Consider the following 24,680-nt stretch of genomic DNA (forward strand, 5'->3'; position numbering starts at 1 on the left):
ACTCGCTTGCCATGGCGCTTTTCCTTGTGACTGCAAATCCCCTCGATGACCCGTTCTATTACCTCAACAACTTCATGCAAGTGCTTGACTGGCTTGAACATCGTTATGCCGATGTATTAAGTGTAGAAGAGCAAGCGTTCATCGGTGATTTCACTCGGCTACCCAAGGCGTCGCGGGGGCTGCTGGTCAGGATGGTGATGCGTAAGGGTGTGCATTTCAGGGCCGGCAAACTGAGTTATGCCGAAATCGGTGACATCGTCAGCGCGGCCGAACCGTTGCTGGCGGCAGGCTGGATCTCTGATGAGTCGCCGTTGCACATCGGGGAGTTGTTCGACGTGCTGCTCAAGGCCGAGATTGTTCACTGCCTTGGCGCTGCGATTGATCAGCCCAAAGGCAAGAAAAGTGACTGGCTGCCGCTGTTAAGCGAGCAGTTTCCAGAACCAAAAAGCTTTGCCCAATGGTGCCCGGCACTGGATGACCGACTGTTCACCCTGACCATCAAGGACCTGTGTGACCGGCTCCGACTGATGTTTTTCGGCAACCTCTATCAGGACTGGTCCGAGTTCGTGCTGGCCGACCTTGGCATCTTTACCTACGAAAAAGTTGAATTCAGCGCCGAATCCCGGGGTTTGCGCAGCCGTGACGACGTGGACGCCTGTCTGTTCCTCCATCAGTGCCAACAGCATTTCGAAGCGGGTGAGCCGCTGGCAGCCATCGTCGAGCAGGTCAACGGGCTGATACTCGGCAACCCGTGGTTGCAGCGTCGACGTGGCAAGTTGCTGTTCCAGATCGGTCAGCACTGCGAGCGTATTGCCGATTTCTCCAGCGCGCTGACAATCTACCGCGATTGCGCCTACCCCGGCGCTCGGGTGCGGATGATTCGTGTGCTGGAGCGCTGCGGTGAGTACCAGCTCGCCCTGGACCTGGCGAACCACGCACAGCAGTTGCCGGAAAGTGCCACCGAGCATCAGCATTTACTGCGTGTACTGCCCAGACTGCGTCGCAAACTCGGCGGTCCGGCGCTCAAGCGAGCCGCCCCGCGGCCCATGCAACGGCTGGATCTGCAGTTGCCCAGAACCGATCTGGCGCTGTCGGTGGAATATTACGTACAGGCGCATCTGGAGGAAGAACAGGCACCGGTGCATTACGTCGAGAACAGCCTGATCAATTCGCTGTTTGGGTTGTTGTGCTGGCCGGCCATTTTCGCGCCGCTGCCGGGGGCGTTCTTTCATCCGTTCCAGCGTGGGCCGGTTGACCTGTTGAATGAAGACTTTTGCGCGCGCCGTGCCGAGCTGTTCGAGGCATGCCTGGCCGAACTCGATGACGCTCGTTACCGGCAGACGATTCGCGAACGTTATGCCGCCAAGTGGGGCGTGCAGTCACCGTTCGTGTTTTGGGGCATCCTGAACGAAACGTTGCTGGATCAGGCGCTCGATTGTCTGCCGGCAGAACATCTGAAGCACTGGTTCAACCGCCTGCTGCTGGACATCAAGGCCAACCGCGCCGGCATGCCCGACCTGATCCAGTTCTGGCCGCAGCAAAAAACCTACCGCATGATCGAAGTCAAAGGCCCGGGAGACCGCCTGCAAGACAACCAATTGCGCTGGCTGGAATTCTGTCATGAGCATCAGATGCCCATCGCGGTCTGCTACGTGCAATGGGCGGAGCAGAGCGCTTGAGCTATAGCATCGCGGTCCGGGCCCTGTGTGAATTCACCGCCAAGGTCGGCGACCTGGACTTGCGTTTCACCCCGTCACCGACGGCGCTGGAAGGCATCGTCGGGCACCGCACGGTCGCGTCCCGGCGCAGTGACGGATATCAAAGCGAAGTGGCCCTGGAAGGTACGTACAAAACCTTGAGCGTGAAGGGCAGGGCGGACGGTTATGATCCAGCTCAAAACTGCCTGGAAGAAGTCAAAACCTATCGTGGCGACCTGAGCAAACAACCGGCCAACCACCGACAGCTGCACTGGGCGCAGGCCAAGATCTATGGCTGGTTGATGTGTCGCAAGCTGGACCTGGCGCAGATCAACCTGGCGCTGGTGTATTTCGACATCGTCAGCGAAAAGGAAACCTGTCTGGTCGAGGCGTTCAGCGCGGCGCAACTGCAGCCGTTCTTCGAACAACATTGCGCGCTGTTTCTGCACTGGGCCGAGCAGGAAATGGCCCATCGCGATGTGCGCAATCAGGCCGCGCAACAATTGGCGTTTCCCCATGCGGGCTTTCGTCCGGGTCAGCGTCACCTGGCCGAATCCGTGTTCAAAGCCGTCAGTACCGGGCGCTGCCTGATGGCGCAGGCACCGACCGGCATTGGTAAAACCGTGGGCACGCTGTTCCCGATGCTCAAGGCTCTGGCGCCGCAAAAACTCGACAAGGTGTTCTTTCTCACCGCCAAGACGCCGGGACGCAAGCTCGCGCTGGATGCGGCGCAGGTGATCCTGCAAAGCACCGGTGCACCGCCGCTTCGAGTGTTGGAGATGATCGCCCGGGACAAAGCCTGCGAGCACCCGGACAAAGCCTGCCACGGCGAATCCTGCCCGTTGGCGCGAGGGTTCTATGATCGATTACCCGCCGCTCGCCAAGCTGCCAGCCAATTGAGCCTGTTGAATCAGGCGGCCTTGCGCGAGGTGGCGCTGGCCCATGAGATCTGCCCTTATTATCTGAGCCAGGAAATGGCCCGTTGGGCAGACGTGGTGGTCGCAGACTACAACTATTACTTCGATTTCAGTGCGTTGCTGTTCGGTCTCGCCCAAGCCAACAACTGGACGGTCGCGGTGCTGGTCGACGAGGCCCACAATCTGGTGGAGCGCGGCCGGCAGATGTACAGCGCCAGTCTCGACCAGTCGACCCTCAACGGCGTGCGCAAAACCGCGCCTGAAGTACTGAAAAAATCCTTGCAGCGGGTCAACCGGGAATGGAATGCCCTGCATAACCAGCAACCCGGTGCGTATCAGGCGTACGACAAGGCACCGGAAAAACTGCTCCAGGCTTTGTTTACATGCAACGCGAGCATTGGCGACTACCTCAACGATCACCCGCAGGGACTGGACAGCACGCTGCAAAGTTTCTACTTCGAGATGCTGCAGTTTTGTCGGGTCGCCGAACTTTTTGATGAACAATTCCTGTTCGACATCAGCAAACGCGACCTCGACCGCCAGCGTCCGTTGTCGCAACTGTGCCTGCGTAACGTCGTGCCGGCCGGTTTCATCCGTCCACGCCTGACCGCTGCGCGCAGCACAGTGCTGTTTTCGGCGACACTGAGCCCGCGACATTACTACAACGATTTGCTGGGCACCCCGGCGAACACGGTATGGATCGACGTGGAATCACCGTTCCATGCCGACCAGTTGCAGGTGCACATCGTCAGCCAGATCTCCACACGCTTCGTTCATCGGCAGGCGTCGCTTGAGCCGATTGTCGAACTCATCGCCCGACAGTTTGGCCAGCGCCCCGGCAACTACCTGGCGTTTTTCAGCAGCTTCGACTATTTGCAGCAAGTCTTGCAGTTACTGGCCGAGCGTCATCCGCATATCACGCTGTGGTCGCAATCCCGGGGAATGGGTGAAGCGCAGCGCCAGGACTTTCTCGACCAGTTCACCGCGCACAGTCAGGGTGTCGGCTTTGCGGTGTTGGGCGGTGCATTTGGTGAGGGTATCGATTTGCCGGGCGCACGGTTGATCGGCGCGTTCATCGCCACACTGGGCCTGGCGCAATTCAACCCGATCAACGAACAGATTAAACACCGCATGACCGCCATTTTTGGTGCCGGTTATGACTACACCTACCTGTTTCCAGGCGTACAAAAAGTGGTGCAGGCGGCAGGACGGGTGATCCGCACCCAGCAGGATCAGGGGGTGGTGATGCTTATTGATGACCGGTTTGGCGAGAGCAAGGTTAAACAGCTGTTCCCACGTTGGTGGTCGGTTGAACCGACGCATTTTCGCGCTATCGAGTAGGAACATTCCTTTTAAAAAACAGTGATATATCTTGAAAGACACACCGATTTGAACAAACGCCCAATCAGCGCTTTATTGAAAGGGCAGGTCATCACTTCCAAGCGATTCTTTGATAAGGAAATCAAGGTATGTCACTAACGCCGCAATACGTTTACACCCAGGAGCAGGTCACTGCCGCCTTCAATGAGATCAAAGCGACGTTGTTTCGCGGCATCACTGCCCAAGCGACGCCCAAAGTCCTGATCGTTGCCGGTTTGCAAGGCTCGGGCAAAACCTATCTACTGGAAAAAAACCTTCTGCCTTCAAAGCGCTATGAGCATTTTGTTCGCCTTTATTTGCCCGAGTATCGAGAAAAACACCCCCAATACGCCGAGATGATCAAGCGTGGCGTCCTGCATGCGTATAAGCATACGGAAGCTTTTGTCCGGGAGGTCAGCGGTAAGATTTTCACTGAAGCCTTCACCCTCAAATACAACATCATCATGGAATGCGCGTTCGACAGCCTCGACTTCGCCACTTTTCCTCCCTTGGCAACCGCCGCCGGCTATCAGTTCGAGACACATATCGTTGGATGCATTCAAGCGTTCGCTCACGTGTCGAGCATCAAAAGAGCCCTGAGCAGCCTGGAAAAAAAGGAACTGGAAAGGTTCGTCACGCTCGCCTCGCTCGACGCCAGCATGAGTAATGCACAGGCGATCATCCTGGCTTTTGAAACCGCTTCCAAAGCGGTGAGCGGCTCACAGATCACGGTGTATGAACGCGGCCTCGGCGGGTTGAAAGAGCGGGTGTCGCGCTTCCAGAAGACTTATACCAAAGACGCGACCGAGGTAACCCCTCCAACGGCTCCGACCGCGTACAGCACCTATGCCGACATCATCAATAACCACGTCTACACCAAGAGGGAGCGTGACGAGATGCTGAAGGAATGCCACCTGGCATTACTCAAAACCCAGGCACACGCCACACTGGTGCCTGACTTCGTTTACAACGACCTGTATGCCTACATCGTCAAATACGTGTACCGATAAGCCGTACCCATTCGGCGGCAAAGCGATGACAGTCTCCCGGCCAGCGAGCGGTCAATAACTGGCCATCGCTGACGACAAAACCTCGTCGTGGCTGGTCCGCCGAATCACGTACGGCGAGAAAGGGGCCCCGCAGGAAATCTGCGGGGCTGGAAAGGGCGGCAGTGACTTGCGCCTCGACCGTCTGCGGGTAAGTTCGGTAATAACGACCAAGCCAGGGCGCGGTCATTGCCCAGGCAGGCAGCTCCATGGTGTTGGCTAGCAACGCGGTAACCTTGCGCCCCCGAAGTACAGATAATCCAGTTTCGGGGTAGAGGGTGCGGGCCAGCAGCAGAACACCGTGACACACTGCGGCCACCGGTTTGTCTGCGTAAAAAAAGTGCAGGGCGATCCGCTGTGCCTGAGCAGATTCCAGCAAGCTGCGCATGCCCTTGGCATGGCCACCAGGAATCAACAACCCGTCGAACTTGCTCGGGTCCACAGCGTCATAGGACAGCGGTTTACGAAATGATGCGTCTTCGGTCATTTGCCTGTAGCTGGCAAGGTCGGGCTTGCGTGTCATCAGCAACGGGTTGAGCGGACCAAAGCCAATCTCCACCAGGCGCGAATCGGCGTAGGCAGGCAACCCCTGCGGTGTGGCAAAACGTACCTCGATCCCGGCGCTGCGCATCGCTTGCCAGGGCACGCTGCTCTCGGTCGGGTCGTAGTCGCAGGTCGGCAATAACATCAGGATCATGGAGGCGCCTTTTATCTGCCGGAAATGGCCGTTGGCGTCGAGCATAGGTGGTCTGCAGCCTGTACTCCACTGAACAAGCGAGTTGTGGCTTTCCAAACCCATGGTTTGCCGCATACTCCATAAAAACGATAGTCGCGAGTGTGATCGATGAGTGATGTGCCGTCCAAAACCAACTCCATCGAGGAGATGCGTTTTCGCCTGCTGATTGATGCTGTGGTGGACTACGCGATCTACATGATCGATCCCGATGGCATCATCACCAGCTGGAACTCCGGCGCCCGGCGTTTCAAAGGCTACGAGGAAGCGGAGATTCTCGGCCAGCACTTCTCGCGGTTCTATACCGAAGAAGATCGACGTGCCGGTTTGCCCCAGCGCGCACTGGACACGGCCATTGATGAAGGCCGTTTCGAAGGCGAGGGCTGGCGGGTGCGCAAGGACGGTACGCATTTCTGGTCGCACGTGGTGATCGACCCCATTCTCGACCCGACCGGCAAGTTGCTGGGGTTCGCCAAAATCACCCGGGATCTCACCGACCGTAAAATGGCCGAGGAAACCCTCAAGCAAAGCGAGCAACAGTTCCGGTTGCTGGTGCAAAGCGTCACTGATTACGCCATCTATATGCTCGCTCCGGATGGATGCCTGACCAACTGGAATCAGGGCGCCCAGCGCATCAAGGGCTACCGGCCCGAAGAGGTCATCGGTAAACACTTCTCGATGTTCTATACCCCTGAAGACCGAGAAGCCGGTGAACCGCAACGGGCATTGGAAACGGCCATACGAGAGGGACGATTCGAAAACAAGGCCTGGCGCGTGCGCAAGGACGGTACACGGTTTTACGCTCATGTCGTGGTGGACCCGATCTGGGGCGATACCGGCACGCTGCTGGGTTTTGCCAAGATTACCCGCGATATCACGGAGGCGACCCTGGCCCAGCAAGACCTTGAGCGAACCCGCGAGGCGTTGTTCCAGGCGCAAAAAATGCAGGCCATCGGCCAACTCAGCGGCGGGATTGCCCACGACTTCAACAACTTGTTGACGGTGATCCTTGGCAACCTTGAGATCGTGCGCAAACGCGTCGCTGATGATCCGAAGGTCATGCGGCTGATCGACAACGCCACCCAAGGCGCCTTGCGCGGTGTTTCCCTGACCCAGCGCATGCTGGCGTTCGCCAGACGTCAGGAACTCAAATCCGAATCACTTCAAATACCCGGATTGATCGAGGGAATCAGCGGTCTGTTGCGCAGCGCTCTCGGCCCGTCAGTGCAACTCGAGACCCGCTTTTCACCAGGATTGGTGCCGGTCATGGCGGACAATAATCAGCTCGAACTGGCGGTGCTCAACCTTGCCACCAATGCCCGCGATGCCATGCCCCATGGTGGCAAAATCGTCATCGGCGCCCAGACTGAAGAGGTTCACGAACATTGCGCGCTAGCCCTGGCGCCGGGCCAATATGTTTGCATGAGCATCACCGATACGGGCGATGGCATGGATGCCGTTACCCTGGCGTCGGCAATGGACCCTTTCTTCACCACCAAAGGCGTCGGCAAAGGCACCGGCCTCGGGTTGTCGATGGTTCATGGATTTCTCGAACAACTGGGCGGGCGATTTATCCTCAAGAGCCAGGTGGGCAGTGGCACTCGAGCCGAACTGTGGATACCTGCCGCCACGACGGCTTCGATCATTCCCGAGGTTGCCGATGACGAGGCAGTGTCCCCCGAGTACAGGCTGTGCGTCCTGGTCGTGGACGACGACAGCCTGGTGTTGACCAGCACCGGCCTGTTGCTCGAAGACCTCGGCCACCGGGTGATCAGTGCGACATCCGGCGCCCAAGCGTTGGAGCTGTTCGCGAGCACGCCGGGTATCGATCTGGTCATTACCGACATGGCCATGCCGCTGATGAATGGCGCACAACTGGCACACGCGATCCGGATCCTGCAGCCGGACCAGCCGATTGTCCTTGCCACGGGGTATGCCGAGCGGCTGGAAGGCTTTGCGGTCGAACTGCCGCGGTTGTCCAAGCCGTTTACTCAACTCAACCTTGTTGAAATCATTGCCCAGGCCATGAAGTGACAACGGGTAACTTGTGGCGAGGGAGCTTGCTCCCTCGCCACCGATACAGCGTCGAGTTTAAGTGAATGTTCAAGCGGCGAGATTACGGTCGCTCAGTTCTTTTTTGTACTGAACCTTCAGCGTTTCCATCTGCGCGCCCAGTTCGTCCAGCGTCGCTTTGCCCAGCAGTTTTTTCGCCTGCGGGAACATCTCGGTTTCTTCCTCTTCGATGTGGTGTTCCAGCAGTTCCTTGACCACTTTGACTCGACCGGCAAACTCCGGGGTGGAAGGGTCGGTGACTTTAAGGTCCGGTAGCACCAGCGAGTCCACGGTGCGGTGCTCTTCCTTGGCTTCGTAATACATCACGTCCTGCTCCTTGCCGCCGGCCTTTTTATAAGCCGGGTACAGGACTTCTTCCTCAAGTCGCGTATGAATGCTGATTTCCATCTCAAGCTTGGCCAGCAACTCCGTGCGTTTTTTAACGCCGCGTTCAGTGGATTCGCTCAGTTGGCTCAAGATGCCTTTTACACGTTCATGGTCAGCTTTCAACAGATCGATGGCGTTCATGGTCAAGTCTCTCAAGTCGTCACGGGGATGAGCGCACACGGTCTCAGTGGCCGATAGTCGCTTGAGGGAATAGAGCAGGAGTCGTGCCGATTTTTGGCTGGAATCAACCGTCTTTTAAATCAATTAGTTAAGCCGCCTAATGGGCAACTTCACCCGTGCAGGCTGCATGAGTCCGGCATTTGCCTCATGCAGTTCGCAGTGCCGCACGAGCAACCCGGGCAACGCGTCGTTTCGGAGGCAAAAAAAAACCCGGCAATCGCCGGGCTTCTTTTACGCTCAGGCTCGGTGTTCAAGTTGCTGGCGCAGAGGATGAGAATTGCTGACGGACAGCGGAATCGGCGGGAAGTCCTCGTTGAGCAGGCGCAAATGCTCAATCGCTTCCTGAAACTTCAAATCGGCTTTACGGCGTAATGCACGATAGCGATCAAACAGTTCCACATCCAGATCGCCGCCATCAAGCATCTCGAACGCACATCGGCTCAGGTCCTGGGCCTCTTCGAACATCTGACGGTTACGTTCCAGGGCGAATGCCCGGCAGGCTTTGATTTCATCGGGGGAGGAACATTCGATCATGACCGGCACCTTTTTCTTTTCCAGGGTTCCTTTGAATAGGCGTCGTTGCCACAGTGGAACCGAACCTGTCGGAGCCCGCGCGACACAAACACAGCGGGATTGAATATGTGACTGCCGGGAGAAAAAGGGATTTCAATTTTTTGCAGGCGAAAATTCGATAAATCCGCAGATGAAATGCAGAGAAAAAATCAAATAATCTGTTTTTTCAGGCGTTCGTAACGGGCGAGGGTCGGCTGGGTGGTGATGCCGTGAATCAGGATACTCAGCGCGACCACCGATAAGGTCAGATCAGTGCACAGCGACGCAACCGACTGCCCGAGCCCGTGGTTCAACGCATAAAACAGATAATAAAGACTGCCGATGCCGCGTATGCCGAACCAGCCGATCAAGGCTCGCTGACGCCAGTCAAGCAAGCGGCCCCAAGGCATGACGGCCACACTCAGCGGTCGGATCAGGCAAAACAGCACGCCACCGATGGGCAGGGCGCGCCAATCCCAGTGGGCAATCAGCACCACGCCCAGCAGCGTGACCAGAAACACCTCCATGGCCCGCTCCACGAGGCCGCCGAAGGCGAGCATGTCACTCATCATGATGCCCGCCGCCACCTGGCCGTCCTCCAGATGGTCGGTGTCGCCACGCATCGCATGTTGCGGTTCGACATTCTGATGACCCACCACGGGCTGGACCAGATGCTCGGCGGGCTCTTGCGATTCGCCCGTGGTACTGACTTCCGCCTGACGCAAGCCGAGGCCGGCGGCGAACACCGAGAGAAATCCATAGGCATGAATAGCTTCGGCCCCGACATAGGCCAGGGCAATCAATGCAAGGGCGAGGTAGTCATTCGGCGACAGCGTACTGTCATCATTCTGGATACGCAGCGTCAGCGTCACGCGCCCGATGCCGCGCCCCATCCAATAACCGGTGAGTAAACCGGCAGGGACGGCCCAGAGCAGACTGTTCAGCGCCCAGTGGCCCAGCCAGCCGGGATCGCCGTCGTGTTGCAACAACAGCAATCCTAGAATCACGAACGGAAACGCGATGCCATCGTTGAGTCCGGCCTCGCCCGACAGACCAAAGCGCACCCGGTCGTCATCCCGTGCATCGTTGACCTGTACGAGGGCAGCCAAAACCGGGTCGGTCGGCGCCAAAATCGAGCCGATCAGGACCGAGGCGCCCCACGATACGCCGAAGCCGTAGTGCAACAGCAGGCAGACGCCGCCAATGGTCAAGACCATGACCGGCCCGGCCAGCCCGACAGCGATTCGCCAGGTCTTGTCCTTGAGCGGCAGGCGCAATTTCAGCCCGCAGACGAACAACGAAAAGAGCACCGCGACTTCTGTCAGGTGCTCCATCCAGTCAGCGGCGTCATTGGTGTTGAGCTTCAGCAAACCAAGTGCACCCGGTCCGATGGCCACGCCCAGCACCAGGCACACTGCCGAGGTGGTCACCGGCATCCAGCGCAGGTACGACGACGTCAACGCCAGTGTCAACAGCACGGCACCCAGCACCGCCACCCATAGAATGAAGCTCATGTCTTAACTCGCCGGGCAGGAGGTGCGGTACAGGAATTGAGGCGATCACCCAACCGTTGCGCGCAGGTATTCAGGCGACAGCAGGTTGAACCACACCAGAATCATTTCCACCAGAATAGTCACTAAAACCAGCAAGCCCACGCCCCACACGCTGGCGGCGTACAGCAGGCCTTGTTCCTTGCGCTCGTGCATGAAGGTCGGCAAGCCGACAAACAGCAAGAACGTCGAGTAGATCGACGCGGCGCCTAGCACCAGAATCGCGAGCCAGCGACTCGGGTACAGCCCGGCGATGCCTGCCAGGAAGAACGGCGTCACGGTATACGCGGCAAACCCGATGCATTGATTGAGAGTAGGGCGCGCGTCAAACGTGCGCGACATCCAGCGGATGAAACCGCCCATCACCGCGACGCCGGCAACAATAGTCATGTACAGCAATACGCAGAGCTGCAGGGCGCTGGCACTGCTGAGCTTGACCGTTTCGTTCTCGGCCAGGCTCCAGCCGACATAGGTGGTCCCGATAAACAGGCACACGGCGGGGATCAAGGCGAGCAGCAGCAAATGAGCGAGATAGTGGCGCGGCTGCGCTTCTTCTTCGCGACGGATATCAGTCCACGCGAAGTTCGGTTGGGTGAAGAGTTTCACGATAGGTGCGGACATGACGACCTCCTCAGCGGCCCGTGATGGGGGCTTAACACTATTGAGGGGGGATATTCGCCGGGGGTTCATTTTTTCCGCTGAAACCCGCGCCCTGTAGCAGCCTTCGGCAACTGCTACAGGGGCCGGTTTCGGCAGCTGCTACAGGTCGGGTTCACAGGATCGGCTTGCCGCCCGTGATGCCGTAGCGTTGGCCGGTGATGTAACTGGCCTCATCCGATGCGAGCAACACATAAATCGGCGCCACTTCCACCGGTTGCCCTGGCCGCCCGAGCGGGGTCTCTGAACCAAAATGCTGCACTTCGTCATCGGGCATGGTCGAGACAATCAATGGCGTCCAGATCGGCCCCGGCGCCACGCTGTTCACCCGGATGTTTTTCGGCCCGAGCATCTGCGCCAATCCACCGGTGAAATTGGCAATCGCGCCCTTGGTGGTGGCGTAGGCGAGGAGTGTGGGTTTGGGCAGGTCCGAGTTCACCGAACTGGTGTTGATGATCGAACTGCCGGCCTTCATGTGTTTCAGTGCCGCCTTGCAGATCCTGAACATGGCGGTGATGTTCACGTCGAAGGTCATCACCCATTCTTCGTCCGTGATGTCCTCGATGCTGTCGTGGCTCATCTGGAACGCGGCGTTATTGACCAGAATATCGATGCGCCCGAACCGCTCGACCGTCTTGTCGACCAAGGCCTGGCACTGGGCTTTGTGCGCGATGTCGCCGGGCAGCAGCAGAGTTTGACGACCGGCCTGTTCGACCCAGTTCGCAGTTTCCTGCGCGTCTTCGTGTTCATTCAGGTAAGCAATGGCGACGTCTGCGCCTTCACGGGCGAAGGCAATGGCCACCGCACGGCCGATGCCGCTGTCGGCTCCCGTAATCAGGGCGATCTTGCCCTGCAACCGGCCCGAGCCTTTATAGGACTGCTCGCCACAGTCAGGCACCGGGTGCATGTTGCGCTGCGAACCGGGGACGGCTTGCGGTTGTTTGGGGAAGGGTGGTTTTGGATAGTCAGTCATCTTCAATCTCCGGATTCAAGGCAATCGGGTCAAAGGGTTGACCCTGGGGTTTTGTCTTGAGTTCGGTTGGATTTGAGGTGCCGACAATTCCAAATTCCCCACACATCCCCCTGTAGGAGTGAGCCTGCTCGCGATAGCGGTACACCCGTCAGCATTTATGTCGACTGACTCTCAGCTATCGCGAGCAGGCTCACTCTTACAAGGGAAATGTGGTGTGGGTCAGGTCCTGCGATTACGCAAGCTGCGCTCCATCCGCGCGATACCTTCTTCGAGCAACGCCCGTGGGCAACCGAAGTTCAGACGCACGAACTGCCCGGCGTCATCGCCGAAGTCCAGGCCCGGGCTCAAACCGACTTTGGCTTGCTCGAGGAAGAACTGCTGCGGGTTGTCCAGGCCCAGCGCCGAGCAATCGAGCCACGCCAGGTAGGTGCTTTGCGGCACGTTCATGGTGACGCCCGGCAGGCGGGTGCGAACGGCGTCGACCAGGTAATCGCGGTTGCTTTGCAGGTACGCGCTCAGTTCCGCCAGCCACGGCCCGGCTTCGCTGTAGGCGACGCGGGTGGCTTCCAGGCCCAGCGGGTTGACGCTGTCGACCATGCCGCAACGGGCGTGGTTGACCTTCTCGCGCAGGGCGCGGTCCTGAATGATCATGAACGAGGTTTTCAGGCCGGCGATGTTGTAGGCCTTGCTTGCTGACATCAGCGTGATCGTGCGCCGGGCAATGTCCGCGCTCAGGGTCGCCATCGGCACATGCTTGCGTCCGTCGAAACACAGCTCGGCGTGGATCTCGTCCGAGACGATCCAGGCACCCTGTTCCAGGCAGATGTCGGCAATCGCTTGCAGCTCTTCGCGCGGGAAGGCTTTGCCCAGCGGGTTGTGCGGGTTGCTCAGCAGCAAGGCGCCGCCACCTTGCAGCGATTGTTTGAGGGTGGAGAGCGGTGTGGTGTAGGTGCCGTCCGCCTGCGCATCGAAATTCAGCTCGACCTTGTTCAGGCCCCAATGCCCCGGCGCGTGACGCAGCGGCGGATAGTTAGGCACTTGCACCACAACGTTCTGGGGCGGCTGGACCAGCGCTTTCAGGGCCATGTTGAAACCCGACTCGACCCCCGGCAGGAAGATCAGCTCTTGCGGTTCGACGCGCCAGGCGTATTTGTTCCAGAGGTCGGCGACGATGGCGTCGCGCAGGTCATCCGGGGCCACGCTGTAGCCGACCATCGGGTGTTCCAGGCGTTTTTGCAGGGCCCGGATGATCATCGGCGGCGCGGCAAAATCCATGTCGGCCACCCACATCGGCAGCACGTCGGCCGGGTAGCGGCTCCATTTGGTGCTACCGGTGTTATGGCGGTCGAACACCTGATCAAAATCGAAAGTCATGCGCGGTCTCGTAACTACGGGCTGGTAATGGTCGCCATGATAATCGCCAATCCCTGTGGGAGCGAGCTTGCTCGCGATGAGGCCGCTACAGTCGGCATTGAGGGGGGCTGATACACCGCTATCGCGAGCAAGCTCGGCTCCTACAGGTTTTGTGGTTTGGCTGATGTCCCGGCGTGCCCGACGGTCGGTTTTCACACCGGGCGCGTCGGCGTTGTCTAGAGTTTCTAGTGTCGGCAGCCCGGCTGCCGTCACCGTGATTGATTGAAAAGTCCGGCAACGTCCCGGATTTCCACCTGATCAGGAGTGCACGATGGACCTCAGCCGTCGTCAGTTCTTCAAGGTCGCTGGTATCGGCCTTGCAGGCTCGAGCCTGGGCGCGTTGGGCATGGCCCCGACGCTGGCCTTTGCCGAGCAGGTGCGTCACTTCAAGCTTGCCGCCACCCATGAAACCCGCAACACCTGCCCGTATTGCTCGGTCGGTTGCGGCTTGATCATGTACAGCCAGGGCGATACGGCCAAGAATGTCGCGCAAAGCATCATCCACATCGAAGGTGACGCCGACCACCCGGTCAACCGCGGCACCCTGTGCCCCAAAGGCGCGGGCCTGCTGGATTTCATTCACAGCCCCGGTCGCCTGCAATACCCGCAGGTGCGCAAGCCCGGCAGCAGCGAGTGGACGCGCATCTCCTGGGATGAAGCGCTGGACCGCGTCGCCGACCTGATGAAGGCCGACCGCGACGCCAACTTCATCGAGAAGAATGCCCAAGGCCAAACGGTGAACCGCTGGCTGACCACCGGTTTCCTCGCCGCCTCAGCGGCATCGAACGAAGCGGGCTACCTCACCCACAAGGTCATTCGCAGTCTCGGCATGCTGGGGTTTGATAACCAGGCGCGTGTCTGACACGGCCCGACGGTGGCAAGTCTTGCCCCGACGTACGGCCGTGGTGCCATGACCAATACCTGGACCGATATCGCCAACGCGAATCTGGTTCTGGTGATGGGCGGCAACGCAGCAGAAGCGCACCCGTGCGGTTTCAAATGGGTGACGGAAGCCAAGGCGCACAACAAGGCGCGGCTGATCGTGGTCGACCCGCGATTCACCCGCACGGCCTCGGTGGCCGACTATTACGCGCCGATTCGCACCGGCACCGACATCGCCTTCATGGGCGGGCTGATCAATTACCTGCTGACCGAGGACAAGATCCAGCACGAATACGTGCGCAACTACACCGACGTGTCGTTCATCGTCAAAGCCGGTTATGGCTTCGAGGACGGGATCTTCAGCGGTTACGACGTGGCCAAGCGCAGCTACACCGATAAATCCGGCTGGGGCTATGAACTCGGTGAGGACGGCTTTGCCAGGATCGACCCGACCCTGCAAGACCCACGCTGCGTCTATCAACTGATGAAGCAGCATTACAGTCGCTACAACATCGACCTGGCGAGCCAGATTTGCGGGATGCCGGTCGATGCCATGCAAAAAATCTGGGATGAGATCGCCACGTGCTCGGTGCCGGGCAAGACCATGACCATCCTGTATGCATTGGGCTGGACCCAGCACTCGATCGGCTCGCAGATCATCCGCAGCGCGGCAATGGTGCAATTGCTGCTGGGCAATGTCGGCATGCCCGGCGGTGGCGTGAACGCCTTGCGCGGACACTCCAACATTCAGGGCCTGACTGACCTTGGCTTGCTGTCCAACTCGCTGCCGGGTTACCTCACCTTGCCGACCGACGCCGAGCAGGAATACGCCGCCTACATCACCAAACGCACGCAAAAACCGTTGCGTCCGGGGCAACTGTCCTACTGGCAGAACTACAGCAAGTTCCACGTCAGCCTGATGAAAGCCTGGTATGGCGGTAACGCCTCGGCCGAGAACAATTGGGCGTACGACTACCTGCCGAAACTGGACATTCCCAACTACGACATCCTCAAAGTGTTCGACTTGATGGGCCAGGGCAAGGTCAATGGCTACATGTGCCAGGGCTTCAACCCCATCGCGGCGTTGCCTGACAAAAACCGGGTGATGGCGGCGCTGGCCAAGTTGAAATGGCTGGTGGTGATGGACCCGCTGTCCACCGAAACCTCGGAGTTCTGGCGCAATGTCGGGCCGTACAACGATGTGAAGAGTGCCGACATCCAGACCGAAGTGATTCGCCTGCCCACCACCTGTTTTGCCGAGGAGGACGGCTCGCTGGTCAACAGCAGTCGTTGGCTGCAATGGCACTGGAAATGTGCCGACGGGCCGGGTGAAGCACAAACCGACATCCGGATCATGGCCGAACTGTTCCTGCGCCTGCGTCAGCGTTATGAATCGAAGGGCGGCGCCTATCCCGATCCGATCCTGAAACTGTCGTGGCAGTACAAGGTCCCCGACGAACCTTCACCGGAAGAACTGGCCAAGGAAATCAACGGCTACGCCACCACTGACTTCACCGATGCCACGGGCGCGGCGATCAAGGGCAATGCGCAACTGGCCGCGTTCAGCCAGCTCAAGGACGACGGCAGCACCGCGTCCGGTTGCTGGATTTTCTGTGGCAGCTGGACCGAAACCGGCAACCAGATGGCACGGCGCGACAACAGCGATCCGTATGGCATGCACCAGCACCAAGGCTGGGCGTGGGCCTGGCCAGCGAACCGGCGGATTCTCTACAACCGCGCCTCGGCCGATCCACAAGGCAAGCCCTGGGACCCGAAAAAACGCCTGGTGTGGTGGAACGGCAAGGTCTGGGGCGGCACCGACGTGCCCGACTACAAGGCCGACGTGCCACCGGAAGCGGGGATGAATCCGTTCATCATGAACCCCGAAGGCGTGGCGCGGTTCTTCGCCGTCGACAAGATGAACGAAGGCCCGTTCCCCGAACACTACGAGCCGTTCGAAACGCCGATCGGCATCAACCCGCTGCACCCGACCAACAAAAAAGCCACCAGCAACCCGGCGGCGCGGATCTTCGATTCGGTGTGGGATTCCCTCGGCGTGGCCAAGGATTACCCGTACGCGGCCACCAGTTACCGCTTGACCGAGCATTTCCACTTCTGGAGCAAGCACTGCAAGCTCAACGCGATTGCCCAACCGGAGCAGTTTGTCGAAATCGGCGAAGTGCTGGCCAAGGAAAAAGGCATCGTCGCCGGCGACCGTGTGCGGGTCAGCAGCAAGCGCGGGCACATCGAAGCGGTAGCGGTGGTGACCAAGCGGATTCGTCCGTTGCAGGTCAACGGCCAAGTGGTGCACCAGATCGGTATCCCGCTGCACTGGGGGTTTACCGGGCTCACGCGTCACGGTTACCTGACCAACACCCTGGTGCCGTTCCTCGGCGATGGCAACACACAGACCCCGGAATCCAAGTCATTCCTGGTCAACGTGGAGAAAGTCTAGATGGCCAGCCAAGACATCATTGCCCGTTCGGCCACCACGACTGTCCCGCCTTCGGTGCGCAATCAGGAGGAAGTGGCCAAGCTGATCGACACCACCAAGTGCATTGGCTGCAAGGCGTGTCAGGTGGCTTGTTCTGAATGGAACGAGCTGCGCGACGACGTCGGCCACAACCTCGGCACCTACGACAATCCGCAGGATTTGAGCGCAGAAACCTGGACCCTGATGCGCTTCACCGAGCATGAAACCGACGCCGGCAACCTTGAATGGCTGATCCGCAAGGACGGCTGCATGCATTGCGCCGAACCCGGTTGCCTGGCGGCGTGCCCCAGCCCCGGCGCGATCATCAAACACGCCAACGGCATAGTCGATTTCGACCAGGACCACTGCATCGGCTGCGGCTATTGCATCACCGGTTGCCCGTTCAACATTCCACGGATCTCGCAAAAGGATCACAAGGCGTACAAATGCACCTTGTGTTCGGACCGGGTTGAAGTCGGACTGGAACCGGCCTGCGTGAAAACCTGCCCGACCGGCGCCATCGTCTTCGGTACCAAGGAAGACATGAAGGAACATGCGGCCGAACGGATCGTTGATCTTAAAAGCCGTGGTTTTGAAAACGCAGGCCTCTACGACCCGGCCGGTGTCGGCGGTACTCACGTGATGTACGTGCTGCACCACGCCGACACGCCGCAACTGTACGCCGGGCTGGCGAAAGACCCGGCGATCAGTCCGTTGGTGGGGCTGTGGAAAGGCGTGAGCAAACCCTTGGGCTTGCTCGCGATGGGCCTGGCGGTGCTGGCCGGGTTCTTCCATTACGTGCGCACCGGGCCGCAGGTGGTGGAGGAGGATGAGTTGCCGCCGCTCAAGGACAATGCGGTGCACGAAGTCGATCCATCGGTGCATACCTTTGATCCGCGCGGGGAGGACAGACCATGATCCGCAAACAGATCCTGCGCTACACCGCTGGCCAGCGCACCAATCACTGGCTGGTGGCGATCCTGTTTTTCATGGCCGCACTGTCCGGGCTGGCGCTGTTTCATCCGGCGCTGTTCTGGCTCAGCAACCTGTTTGGTGGTGGCCCGTGGACGCGCATCCTGCATCCCTTCATGGGCGTGGTGATGTTCGTGCTGTTCCTCGGGTTGGTGTTTCGCTTCTGGCGGGCCAACTTCTTCATCCGCAATGACGGCTTGTGGCTCAAGCGGATCGACAGGGTGATTCAAAACGAGGAGGAGGGCGTGCCGCCCATTGGCAAGTACAACCCCGGACAGAAGCTGCTGTTCTGGACCTTGTTGGCCTGCATGCTTGCGCTGTTGTTGACCGGACTGGTCATCTGGCGCGCGTATTTCAGCGATTATTTCGGCATCACTGCGATTCGCTGGGCCATGCTGCTGCACGCGTTGGCGGGGTTTGTGCTGGTGTTGAGCATCATCATCCACATCTACGCCGGTATCTGGATCAAGGGCTCGGTCAGCGCCATGGTGCATGGCTGGGTCAGCCGCGCCTGGGCAAAAAAACACCATGAACTCTGGTACCGCGAAGTGACGCGCGACGAACACCCCGATCCGCCGATCAGCAAAAAAGGATAAGCCCTTGGCGACGATTCTTGAACCTGGAGAGATTGAAGCGGCGGCGAGTTCACCGCCGTTTCTGTACCTGCCGCCGCACAACCTGTTCACCTTGCGTGCCTTGAGGCTGGAACGATTGGCCGAAGGGCATCCGCTGGCCGATTACCTGCGTCTGGTGGCCGGTTTGTGTCATGTGCAGCAGCGCCTGATCGACGCTCCGCCGGTCACCACCTTGCCTGATCCTGAACGTATCAAGGTCTGCCAGGCGCACGGCCTGCCACCGTTGGCCGCCGACACATTGGTGCGCGAGGGCCATTGGTTGCCGTACCTTGACGCCTTGTTGCAGCACTGCCCGCCAGCGCCGCAACCGGCGGTAGCAAAAGCCCTGGCGACGTTGCGCAGTACCGACGCCGGGCAACGCAAGGCCTGGGCGGTGGCGTTGGTCAGCGGCCAGTTCACGCTGTTGCCCGCGGGGCTGGTGCCGTTTCTTGGCGCCGCGTTGCAAGCGGCCTGGAGTCATTGGCTGCTGAGCACGCCGGACCTCGCGCTGAAACCCGGCGACAGCCTCAATCAATGCCCGGCCTGCGGTTCACCGGCGATGGCCGGGGTGATTCGCCATCGCGGTAAACACAACGGTTTGCGTTATCTGGTGTGCTCCTTGTGCGCCTGCGAATGGCACGTGGTGCGGGTCAAGTGCGTGTATTGCGAGCAGAGCAAAGGCCTGGAATACGTCAGCCTCGATGACGACCGCCACGCTGCCAATCAAGCGCCATTGCGCGCCGAAACCTGCCCCGGCTGTCGCAGTTACCTGAAACAGCTCTACCTGGAAAACGACGCAGAAGCGGAAGCGCTGTCGGCAGACTTGAGCAGCCTGATGCTCGACATGCGCCTGGAACAGGAAGGCTACCTGCGTCCCGCGCCGAACCTGCTGCTGGCCCCCGGAGGCGACTGAACACTCAACGGCTACACTCAGGCGCGACGGTCAATCGTTTCCAGGAGCGCCTGATGCCTTCACCTTCCGCCAGCCAAACCTTGCGGCTGCCTTCCATCGACAGTCTGTTGCGCCATCCCGCCTGCCAACCCCTGGCCGAGCGTTATGGGCGTGACGCGCTGCTGGGAAGCCTGCGGCAATTGCTCGATGACTTGCGCGAACCGGTGCTGACCGGGCAACTCGATGCCGTGGAAATCAGCCCGCAGGTCTTGGCGGGGCGGGCCGGTGAGCGTCTGGCCCGGCATCACCAAAGCCATGTGCGCCGGGTGTTCAACCTGACCGGCACGGTGCTGCACACCAACCTCGGCCGGGCGTTGCTCCCGGATGTCGCCATCGAAGCCGTGCAAATGGCCGCACGTTATCCGCTCAATCTTGAATTTGATTTGAGCAGCGGCAAACGTGGCGACCGTGATGACCTGATCGAAGGCCTGATCCGCGAACTCACCGGCGCCGAAGCGGTGACCGTGGTCAACAACAACGCGGCAGCGGTGCTGCTGACGCTCAACAGTCTGGGTGCGCGCAAGGAAGGGATCATTTCCCGGGGCGAGCTGATTGAAATCGGCGGCGCGTTCCGCATTCCCGACATCATGGCGCGGGCCGGGGTTCGCCTGCATGAAGTCGGCACCACAAACCGCACCCATGCCCGTGATTACGAGGCGGCCATCGGCCCGCGCAGCGGTCTGGTGATGAGCGTGCACGCGAGCAACTACAGTATCGAAGGATTCACCGCACGGGTGCCGACCGCCGAACTTGCGCAGTTGGCACACCGTCATGGATTACCACTGCTGGAAGACCTCGGCAGCGGCAGCCTGCTGGACCTGACCCGCTGGGGCCTGCCCGCCGAACCGACGGTGCGCCAGGCGCTGCTCGATGGCGCGGACATCGTCACTTTCAGCGGCGACAAATTGTTGGGTGGCCCGCAGGCGGGGTTGATTGTCGGGCGCAAGGACCTGATTGCGAAGATCAAGAAGAACCCACTCAAGCGTGCGCTGCGGGTCGACAAACTGACCCTGGCCGCGCTCGAAGCGGTGCTGGGGTTGTACCGCGACCCGGATCGCCTGGCCGAACGCCTGCCGAGCCTGCGCCTGCTGACTCGCCCGCACGCCGACATCCTCGCGCAAGCCGAACGGCTGCAACCGTCGCTGGCCCACGTTTTGGGTGAAGGCTGGAGCGTCAGTGCGCTGCCGGCGCTGGGCATGATCGGCAGCGGCAGCCAACCGGTGGCGCGCTTGCCGAGTGCCGCGTTATGCCTGCGGCCTAACGTGTCCAAACGTCTGCGCGGCCGGCAGTTGCTGGGGCTGGAAGCCGCGTTCCGTCAGTTGGCCATTCCGGTACTGGGCCGCATCGACGACGACGCGCTGTGGCTGGATCTGCGCCAACTGGACGATGAAGTTGCATGGCTGGAGCAACTCGATCAGTTAGCCGTCGAGGGGCGGGCAGGGTGATCGTCGGCACCGCAGGGCACATCGATCACGGTAAGACTGCGCTGTTGCAGGCGTTGACCGGGCAGGCCGGTGACCGGCGCCGGGAAGAACGTGAACGCGGCATGACGATTGATCTTGGCTACCTGTATGCCGCGCTGGAACCGGGCGCGGAATTGACCGGGTTCATCGACGTGCCCGGTCACGAACGTTTCACCCACAATATGCTGGCCGGGGCGCAGGGCATTGATCTGGTGGTGCTGGTGGTCGCGGCGGATGACGGCGTCATGCCGCAGACCCGCGAACACCTGGCGATTGTTGAACTGCTGGGCATTCCCCGGGCGCTGGTGGCGATCACCAAGTGCGACCGGGTCGAGCCAGCCAGGGTGCAAGTCGTCCATGAACAGATGACCACGCTATTGGCGCCCGGCCCCTATGCCGATGCGCCGCAAATCGCGCTGTCGAGTGTGAGCGGGGAAGGTGTCGAGACGCTGCGTCAGGCATTACTCGACGCACAGCGTGACGTGCATCAACGCAGTACCGACGGCGGTTTTCGTCTGGCGATTGATCGCGCCTTCAGCGTCGCCGGCGCCGGCATTGTGGTGACGGGTACGGCGTTGTCGGGGCAAGTGACGGTGGGCGACACACTGGTGTTGAGTCCATTGGGCAAACCTGTTCGAGTGCGCGGTTTGCATGCGCAGAATCAGGCGGCGAACACCGCGGTTGCCGGCCAACGCGTGGCATTGAACCTGAGTGCAGAGCGCCTGGCGCTGGAGCACATCCACCGTGGTCAATGGTTGCTGGCGGAGTGGCTATCTGCGCCGACTCAACGACTGGACATCGAGCTGCGTTTGTTGGCCAGCGAAGCCAAAGCCTTCGAACATTTTCAACCGGTGCATGTTCACCTTGGCACTCAAGACGTGACGGGGCGGGTGGCGTTGCTGGAAGGTGCGAACCTGGCACCGGGCGGGCGGATGTTTGCGCAAATCCTGCTGAATGCCCCGGTGCACGCGGTGACAGGCGATCCGTTGATCCTGCGGGATCAGAGCGCCCAGCGTACCCTCGGCGGTGGTCGGGTGCTTGATCCGTTTGCCCCGACCCGACACCGTCGCAGCCCCGAACGACTGGCGCAACTTCAGGCGCTCGCCACCCGCCATTCACTGGAAGAACTCCTGCCGGCCTTGTTGGCCAACAGCGAGAGCGGCCTTGATCCACGGCAACTGGAGCGCCAGTTCAACCGTCCGCGCGGGACTTGGGTGTTACCCGATGACGTGCGCTTGATCGAGACCCGCCAAGGTCCGCTGCTGTTCAGTTCGGCCCGCTGGGAAGCCCTGAAGGCCCCTTTGCTGGAACACCTCGCACGCTTTCATGAACTTGAGCCGGATCAAATGGGCCCGGACCGTGATCGCTTGCGTCGCTTCACCGCCACCACGCTGGAACGCCCGACCTTCCTCCGTCTGCTCGACGATTTACTCGCCAGCGGCGCTATCGCCACCAGCGGACCCTGGCTGCATTTACCCGGTCATCAAGTGCGCCTGAGTGAAGAAGACGAGGCCCTGTGGCAGCGCTTGCAACCGTTGTTTGAACAGGCCGCTTTCGATCCGCCATGGGTGCGTCAACTGGGGCATGACGAGGCGAGCGTGCGCCTGCTGTTGCGCAAAATGGCGCGGCTGGGGTTGCTGCATCAAGTGGTGCGGGACCTGTTCTACACCGACGCGATGATCCGTCGATTGGCGGCTATGCTGTTGCAACTGGCCGAGCACGACCCGGTGATTCAGGTCGCGGCGTTTCGCGATGTGGTCGGCCTGGGCCGCAAGCGCAGCATTCAGATTCTGGAGTACTTTGACCGCATCGGCCTGACTCGACGCCTGGGCGACAAACGCCAGATCCGTCTCGACAGTGCCTTGGCGCAAAAAGACCACCACTGAGTTCAAGGAAGGCAATCGCGCCCGGTGGCGCGGCCGGGCTTCAAACCCGGTTGGGGACGGCATCCGTTCCCGGGCAGGTTCGACTCCGGCTGCCTTCCGCCATTTTTTGCTGAGCGGGCTTGCGAGGCGCCGAACAGGCTCGTGGCTTATTGCATCACATATCGCCCGGGTGCCGACTCCAGCGCCGGGTATTGCGCATTCCCGGTGTGCAGCACCGACGGCTGGCGCTCACCGGCATGTTCGTCGAGCCAGGCGAACCAGTCATTCCACCAGCTGCCGGAATGCTGCTGCGCGTTCATGAACCAGGTTTCGGGGTTTTTGGAGAGTCGGTTATTGGTCCAGTAGTGACGTTTTTCCTTCGCCGGTGGATTGATCACCCCGGCGATATGCCCCGAGGCGCCGAGCACAAAGCGCTTGGTCCCGCAGAGCAGCTCGGTGCTGGCATAGGCACTTCTCCACGGCACGATGTGATCGTCATGGGTGGCGAGGATATAGGCGGGCGCATCAATGGCGCGCAGGTCCAGCTTGACCCCGCAACAGTCCAGCTCGCCTGACTTCAAGTCGTTCTGCAAATAGGTGTGGCGCAGGTACCAGCAATACATCGGCCCAGGCAGGTTGGTGCTGTCGTTGTTCCAGAACAGCAGGTCCAGAGCCATCGGCTTCTGGCCCTTGAGGTATTTGTCGACGTTGTAGTTCCACCACAAATCGTTGGGACGCAATAGCGAGAAGGTATTGCCCATGTCCTCGCCCTTGAACAGGCCGAGGGGGCCATTCACGCCGCCGATGGTGCGCTCGCGGTAGTCCACCAGTTGTTCGTCGACGAAGATGTCGATGGGGCCGGTGTCGAGGTAATCGAGGAATGTGGTCAACAGGCTTATGCTGCCGACCTCTTTGTCCCCGCGCGCCGCCAGTACCGCCAGCGCCGTACTCAACAGTGTGCCGCCGATGCAGAAACCCACGCAGTTGGGACGTTGCTCGCCGCTGATTTCGCGGGTGACCTGCAAGCCTTTGATGATGCCGGTTTCGATCAGATCATCCCAGGTGGTGCCTGCGTGTTCCTGGTCGAAGTTGCGCCACGACATCAGAAACACCGGATGCCCTTGTTTCAACAGATGGGCAACCATCGAGTTGTCCGGTCGCAGGTCGAGTATGTAGAACTTGTTGATGGCGGGCGGTACGACAAAAACCGGGCGCCGGTACTGGGTTTCGCTTTGCGGGTAGTACTGAATCAGCTGGAACAGTGCGTTCTCGAACACTACGTCGCCGGGGGTATTGGCCACATCGACGCCTACCTTGAACGCGCCGCTGTCGCAGTGGCGCATCTTGCCTTCTTGCAAGTCGCTGGCCAGGTGCAGCATGCCGGTGAGGAGGCTGCTGCCTTGGGTGTCGACGACCCGTTGCAGCGCATCGGGATTACTCGCCAGAAAGTTGCTGGGGGCGCCGGCAGCGATGGCTTGTTCCACCAGGTAGAGCAAGCGCTGGCGCGGCTTCTTGTCCTTGATCGGCTTCTTGTCCTTGATCGGCAGCTTGTCGAGCAGTTTCAGCAAAAAACCGGCGTTGAGCAGGTAAAACGCGGCGAGTGAGCCGAACAGGGGATCACTCCAGTTTCCGCTGGCGAAACGGCGGTCTTCAAAGGCGAAGGGCTGACCGATCAACATACGGTGGCCGAGGTCGCTCCATTGCAGCTGATAGTCCGACTGAAGGCTGTCCAGGACATCGCCCGGCAGCTCGAACCACTCGTTGTACTCCTGGCCGTCAAACCACGGATTAGTGCTGACCCACACACGTAATTGTTGCACTGCAAAGGATGCAATGAACGGAACCTGGCCTGACCAGTAGGTGTTGAAGGTGTGTGCGTTGTTGTCCATGGAACTCCTTGCCCATATACGTAAAACGGGCAGAAAAAAAGCAGCGGCGCCGGA

18 protein-coding genes and 1 tRNA gene are annotated in these 24,680 nt (G+C 60.1%); 11 read left to right on the top strand and 8 right to left on the bottom strand.

The window, feature by feature from the left end; translation table 11 throughout:
• The first annotated feature begins 11 nt into the window (after positions 1–11).
• The 3 genes from SB725_RS08265 (at position 12) to SB725_RS08275 (ending at position 4,983) form a co-directional block, all read left to right on the top strand.
• Complete coding sequence (locus tag SB725_RS08265) at positions 12–1,679, top strand: VRR-NUC domain-containing protein (RefSeq protein WP_410921538.1); 1,668 nt, start codon at positions 12–14, stop codon at positions 1,677–1,679.
• On the top strand, positions 1,676–3,955 hold the full coding sequence (locus SB725_RS08270) for an ATP-dependent DNA helicase (RefSeq protein WP_410921539.1): 2,280 nt from the start codon (positions 1,676–1,678) through the stop codon (positions 3,953–3,955). Before SB725_RS08265 ends, SB725_RS08270 begins: the two co-directional genes overlap by 4 nt.
• A gap of 128 nt (positions 3,956–4,083) precedes the next feature.
• Positions 4,084–4,983, top strand: a complete 900-nt coding sequence (locus SB725_RS08275; RefSeq protein ID WP_027923204.1) for a zeta toxin family protein — start codon at positions 4,084–4,086, stop codon at positions 4,981–4,983.
• Here SB725_RS08275 and SB725_RS08280 read toward each other — a convergent pair.
• Positions 4,964–5,716, bottom strand: coding sequence for a DJ-1/PfpI family protein (locus SB725_RS08280; RefSeq protein ID WP_410921714.1), 753 nt, complete (start codon positions 5,714–5,716; stop codon positions 4,964–4,966). The genes SB725_RS08275 and SB725_RS08280 overlap by 20 nt on opposite strands.
• Before the next feature lie 147 nt (positions 5,717–5,863).
• On the opposite strand from SB725_RS08280, the gene SB725_RS08285 reads away from it, so the two are divergent.
• Complete coding sequence (locus SB725_RS08285) at positions 5,864–7,786, top strand: PAS domain-containing sensor histidine kinase (RefSeq protein WP_027923202.1); 1,923 nt, start codon at positions 5,864–5,866, stop codon at positions 7,784–7,786.
• Positions 7,787–7,855: 69 nt separating this feature from the next.
• On the opposite strand, the gene SB725_RS08290 is transcribed toward SB725_RS08285, so the two are convergent.
• The 6 genes from SB725_RS08290 to SB725_RS08315 form a co-directional block, all read right to left on the bottom strand.
• Entirely contained in the window at positions 7,856–8,332 is a 477-nt protein-coding gene (locus SB725_RS08290) for a hemerythrin domain-containing protein (RefSeq protein ID WP_027923201.1), read from the bottom strand.
• A 276-nt stretch (positions 8,333–8,608) separates the two neighbouring features.
• Positions 8,609–8,905, bottom strand: coding sequence for a hypothetical protein (locus tag SB725_RS08295; protein ID WP_059182974.1), 297 nt, complete (start codon positions 8,903–8,905; stop codon positions 8,609–8,611).
• Positions 8,906–9,093: 188 nt separating this feature from the next.
• Positions 9,094–10,437 (bottom strand): cation:proton antiporter, encoded by a 1,344-nt coding sequence (locus tag SB725_RS08300; protein WP_410921540.1) that lies wholly within the window; start codon positions 10,435–10,437, stop codon positions 9,094–9,096.
• Between the two features lie 45 nt (positions 10,438–10,482).
• Positions 10,483–11,094 carry a Yip1 family protein gene (locus SB725_RS08305; RefSeq protein ID WP_194940030.1) on the bottom strand — a complete coding sequence of 204 codons (612 nt, stop codon included), beginning with the start codon at positions 11,092–11,094 and terminating at the stop codon, positions 10,483–10,485.
• A gap of 151 nt (positions 11,095–11,245) precedes the next feature.
• Positions 11,246–12,103, bottom strand: a complete 858-nt coding sequence (locus tag SB725_RS08310; protein ID WP_194940031.1) for an SDR family oxidoreductase — start codon at positions 12,101–12,103, stop codon at positions 11,246–11,248.
• Positions 12,104–12,322: 219 nt separating this feature from the next.
• Positions 12,323–13,477 (bottom strand): MalY/PatB family protein, encoded by a 1,155-nt coding sequence (locus tag SB725_RS08315; RefSeq protein WP_410921541.1) that lies wholly within the window; start codon positions 13,475–13,477, stop codon positions 12,323–12,325.
• Between the two features lie 310 nt (positions 13,478–13,787).
• Between SB725_RS08315 and fdnG the strand changes: the two genes are divergently transcribed.
• The 7 genes from fdnG to SB725_RS08350 all read left to right on the top strand — a co-directional run bounded on the left by fdnG (position 13,788) and on the right by SB725_RS08350 (position 22,860).
• Positions 13,788–16,853 (top strand): formate dehydrogenase-N subunit alpha, encoded by a 3,066-nt coding sequence (gene fdnG, locus SB725_RS08320; RefSeq protein ID WP_410921542.1) that lies wholly within the window; start codon positions 13,788–13,790, stop codon positions 16,851–16,853.
• On the top strand, positions 16,854–17,789 hold the full coding sequence (gene fdxH, locus SB725_RS08325) for a formate dehydrogenase subunit beta (RefSeq protein WP_059182968.1): 936 nt from the start codon (positions 16,854–16,856) through the stop codon (positions 17,787–17,789).
• Positions 17,786–18,439 (top strand): formate dehydrogenase subunit gamma, encoded by a 654-nt coding sequence (locus SB725_RS08330; protein ID WP_027923192.1) that lies wholly within the window; start codon positions 17,786–17,788, stop codon positions 18,437–18,439. The genes fdxH and SB725_RS08330 overlap by 4 nt, the downstream gene beginning before the upstream one ends.
• A 4-nt stretch (positions 18,440–18,443) precedes the next feature.
• Positions 18,444–19,370 (top strand): formate dehydrogenase accessory protein FdhE, encoded by a 927-nt coding sequence (fdhE, locus tag SB725_RS08335; protein WP_410921543.1) that lies wholly within the window; start codon positions 18,444–18,446, stop codon positions 19,368–19,370.
• A gap of 53 nt (positions 19,371–19,423) precedes the next feature.
• A complete protein-coding gene (gene selA / locus SB725_RS08340; RefSeq protein ID WP_410921544.1) occupies positions 19,424–20,854 on the top strand; it encodes an L-seryl-tRNA(Sec) selenium transferase in 1,431 nt (476 codons plus the stop codon).
• Positions 20,851–22,758, top strand: coding sequence for a selenocysteine-specific translation elongation factor (gene selB / locus SB725_RS08345; protein ID WP_410921545.1), 1,908 nt, complete (start codon positions 20,851–20,853; stop codon positions 22,756–22,758). Before selA ends, selB begins: the two co-directional genes overlap by 4 nt.
• 6 nt (positions 22,759–22,764) lie before the next feature.
• A tRNA-Sec gene (locus SB725_RS08350) sits at positions 22,765–22,860 on the top strand.
• A 44-nt stretch (positions 22,861–22,904) separates the two neighbouring features.
• Here the strand turns inward: SB725_RS08350 and phaC are convergent.
• Complete coding sequence (gene phaC / locus SB725_RS08355; RefSeq protein ID WP_410921546.1) at positions 22,905–24,626, bottom strand: class I poly(R)-hydroxyalkanoic acid synthase; 1,722 nt, start codon at positions 24,624–24,626, stop codon at positions 22,905–22,907.
• Positions 24,627–24,680 lie beyond the last annotated feature (54 nt).

Source organism: Pseudomonas sp. SIMBA_041, assembly GCF_046535095.1.
Taxonomy (GTDB): domain Bacteria; phylum Pseudomonadota; class Gammaproteobacteria; order Pseudomonadales; family Pseudomonadaceae; genus Aquipseudomonas; species Aquipseudomonas mucoides.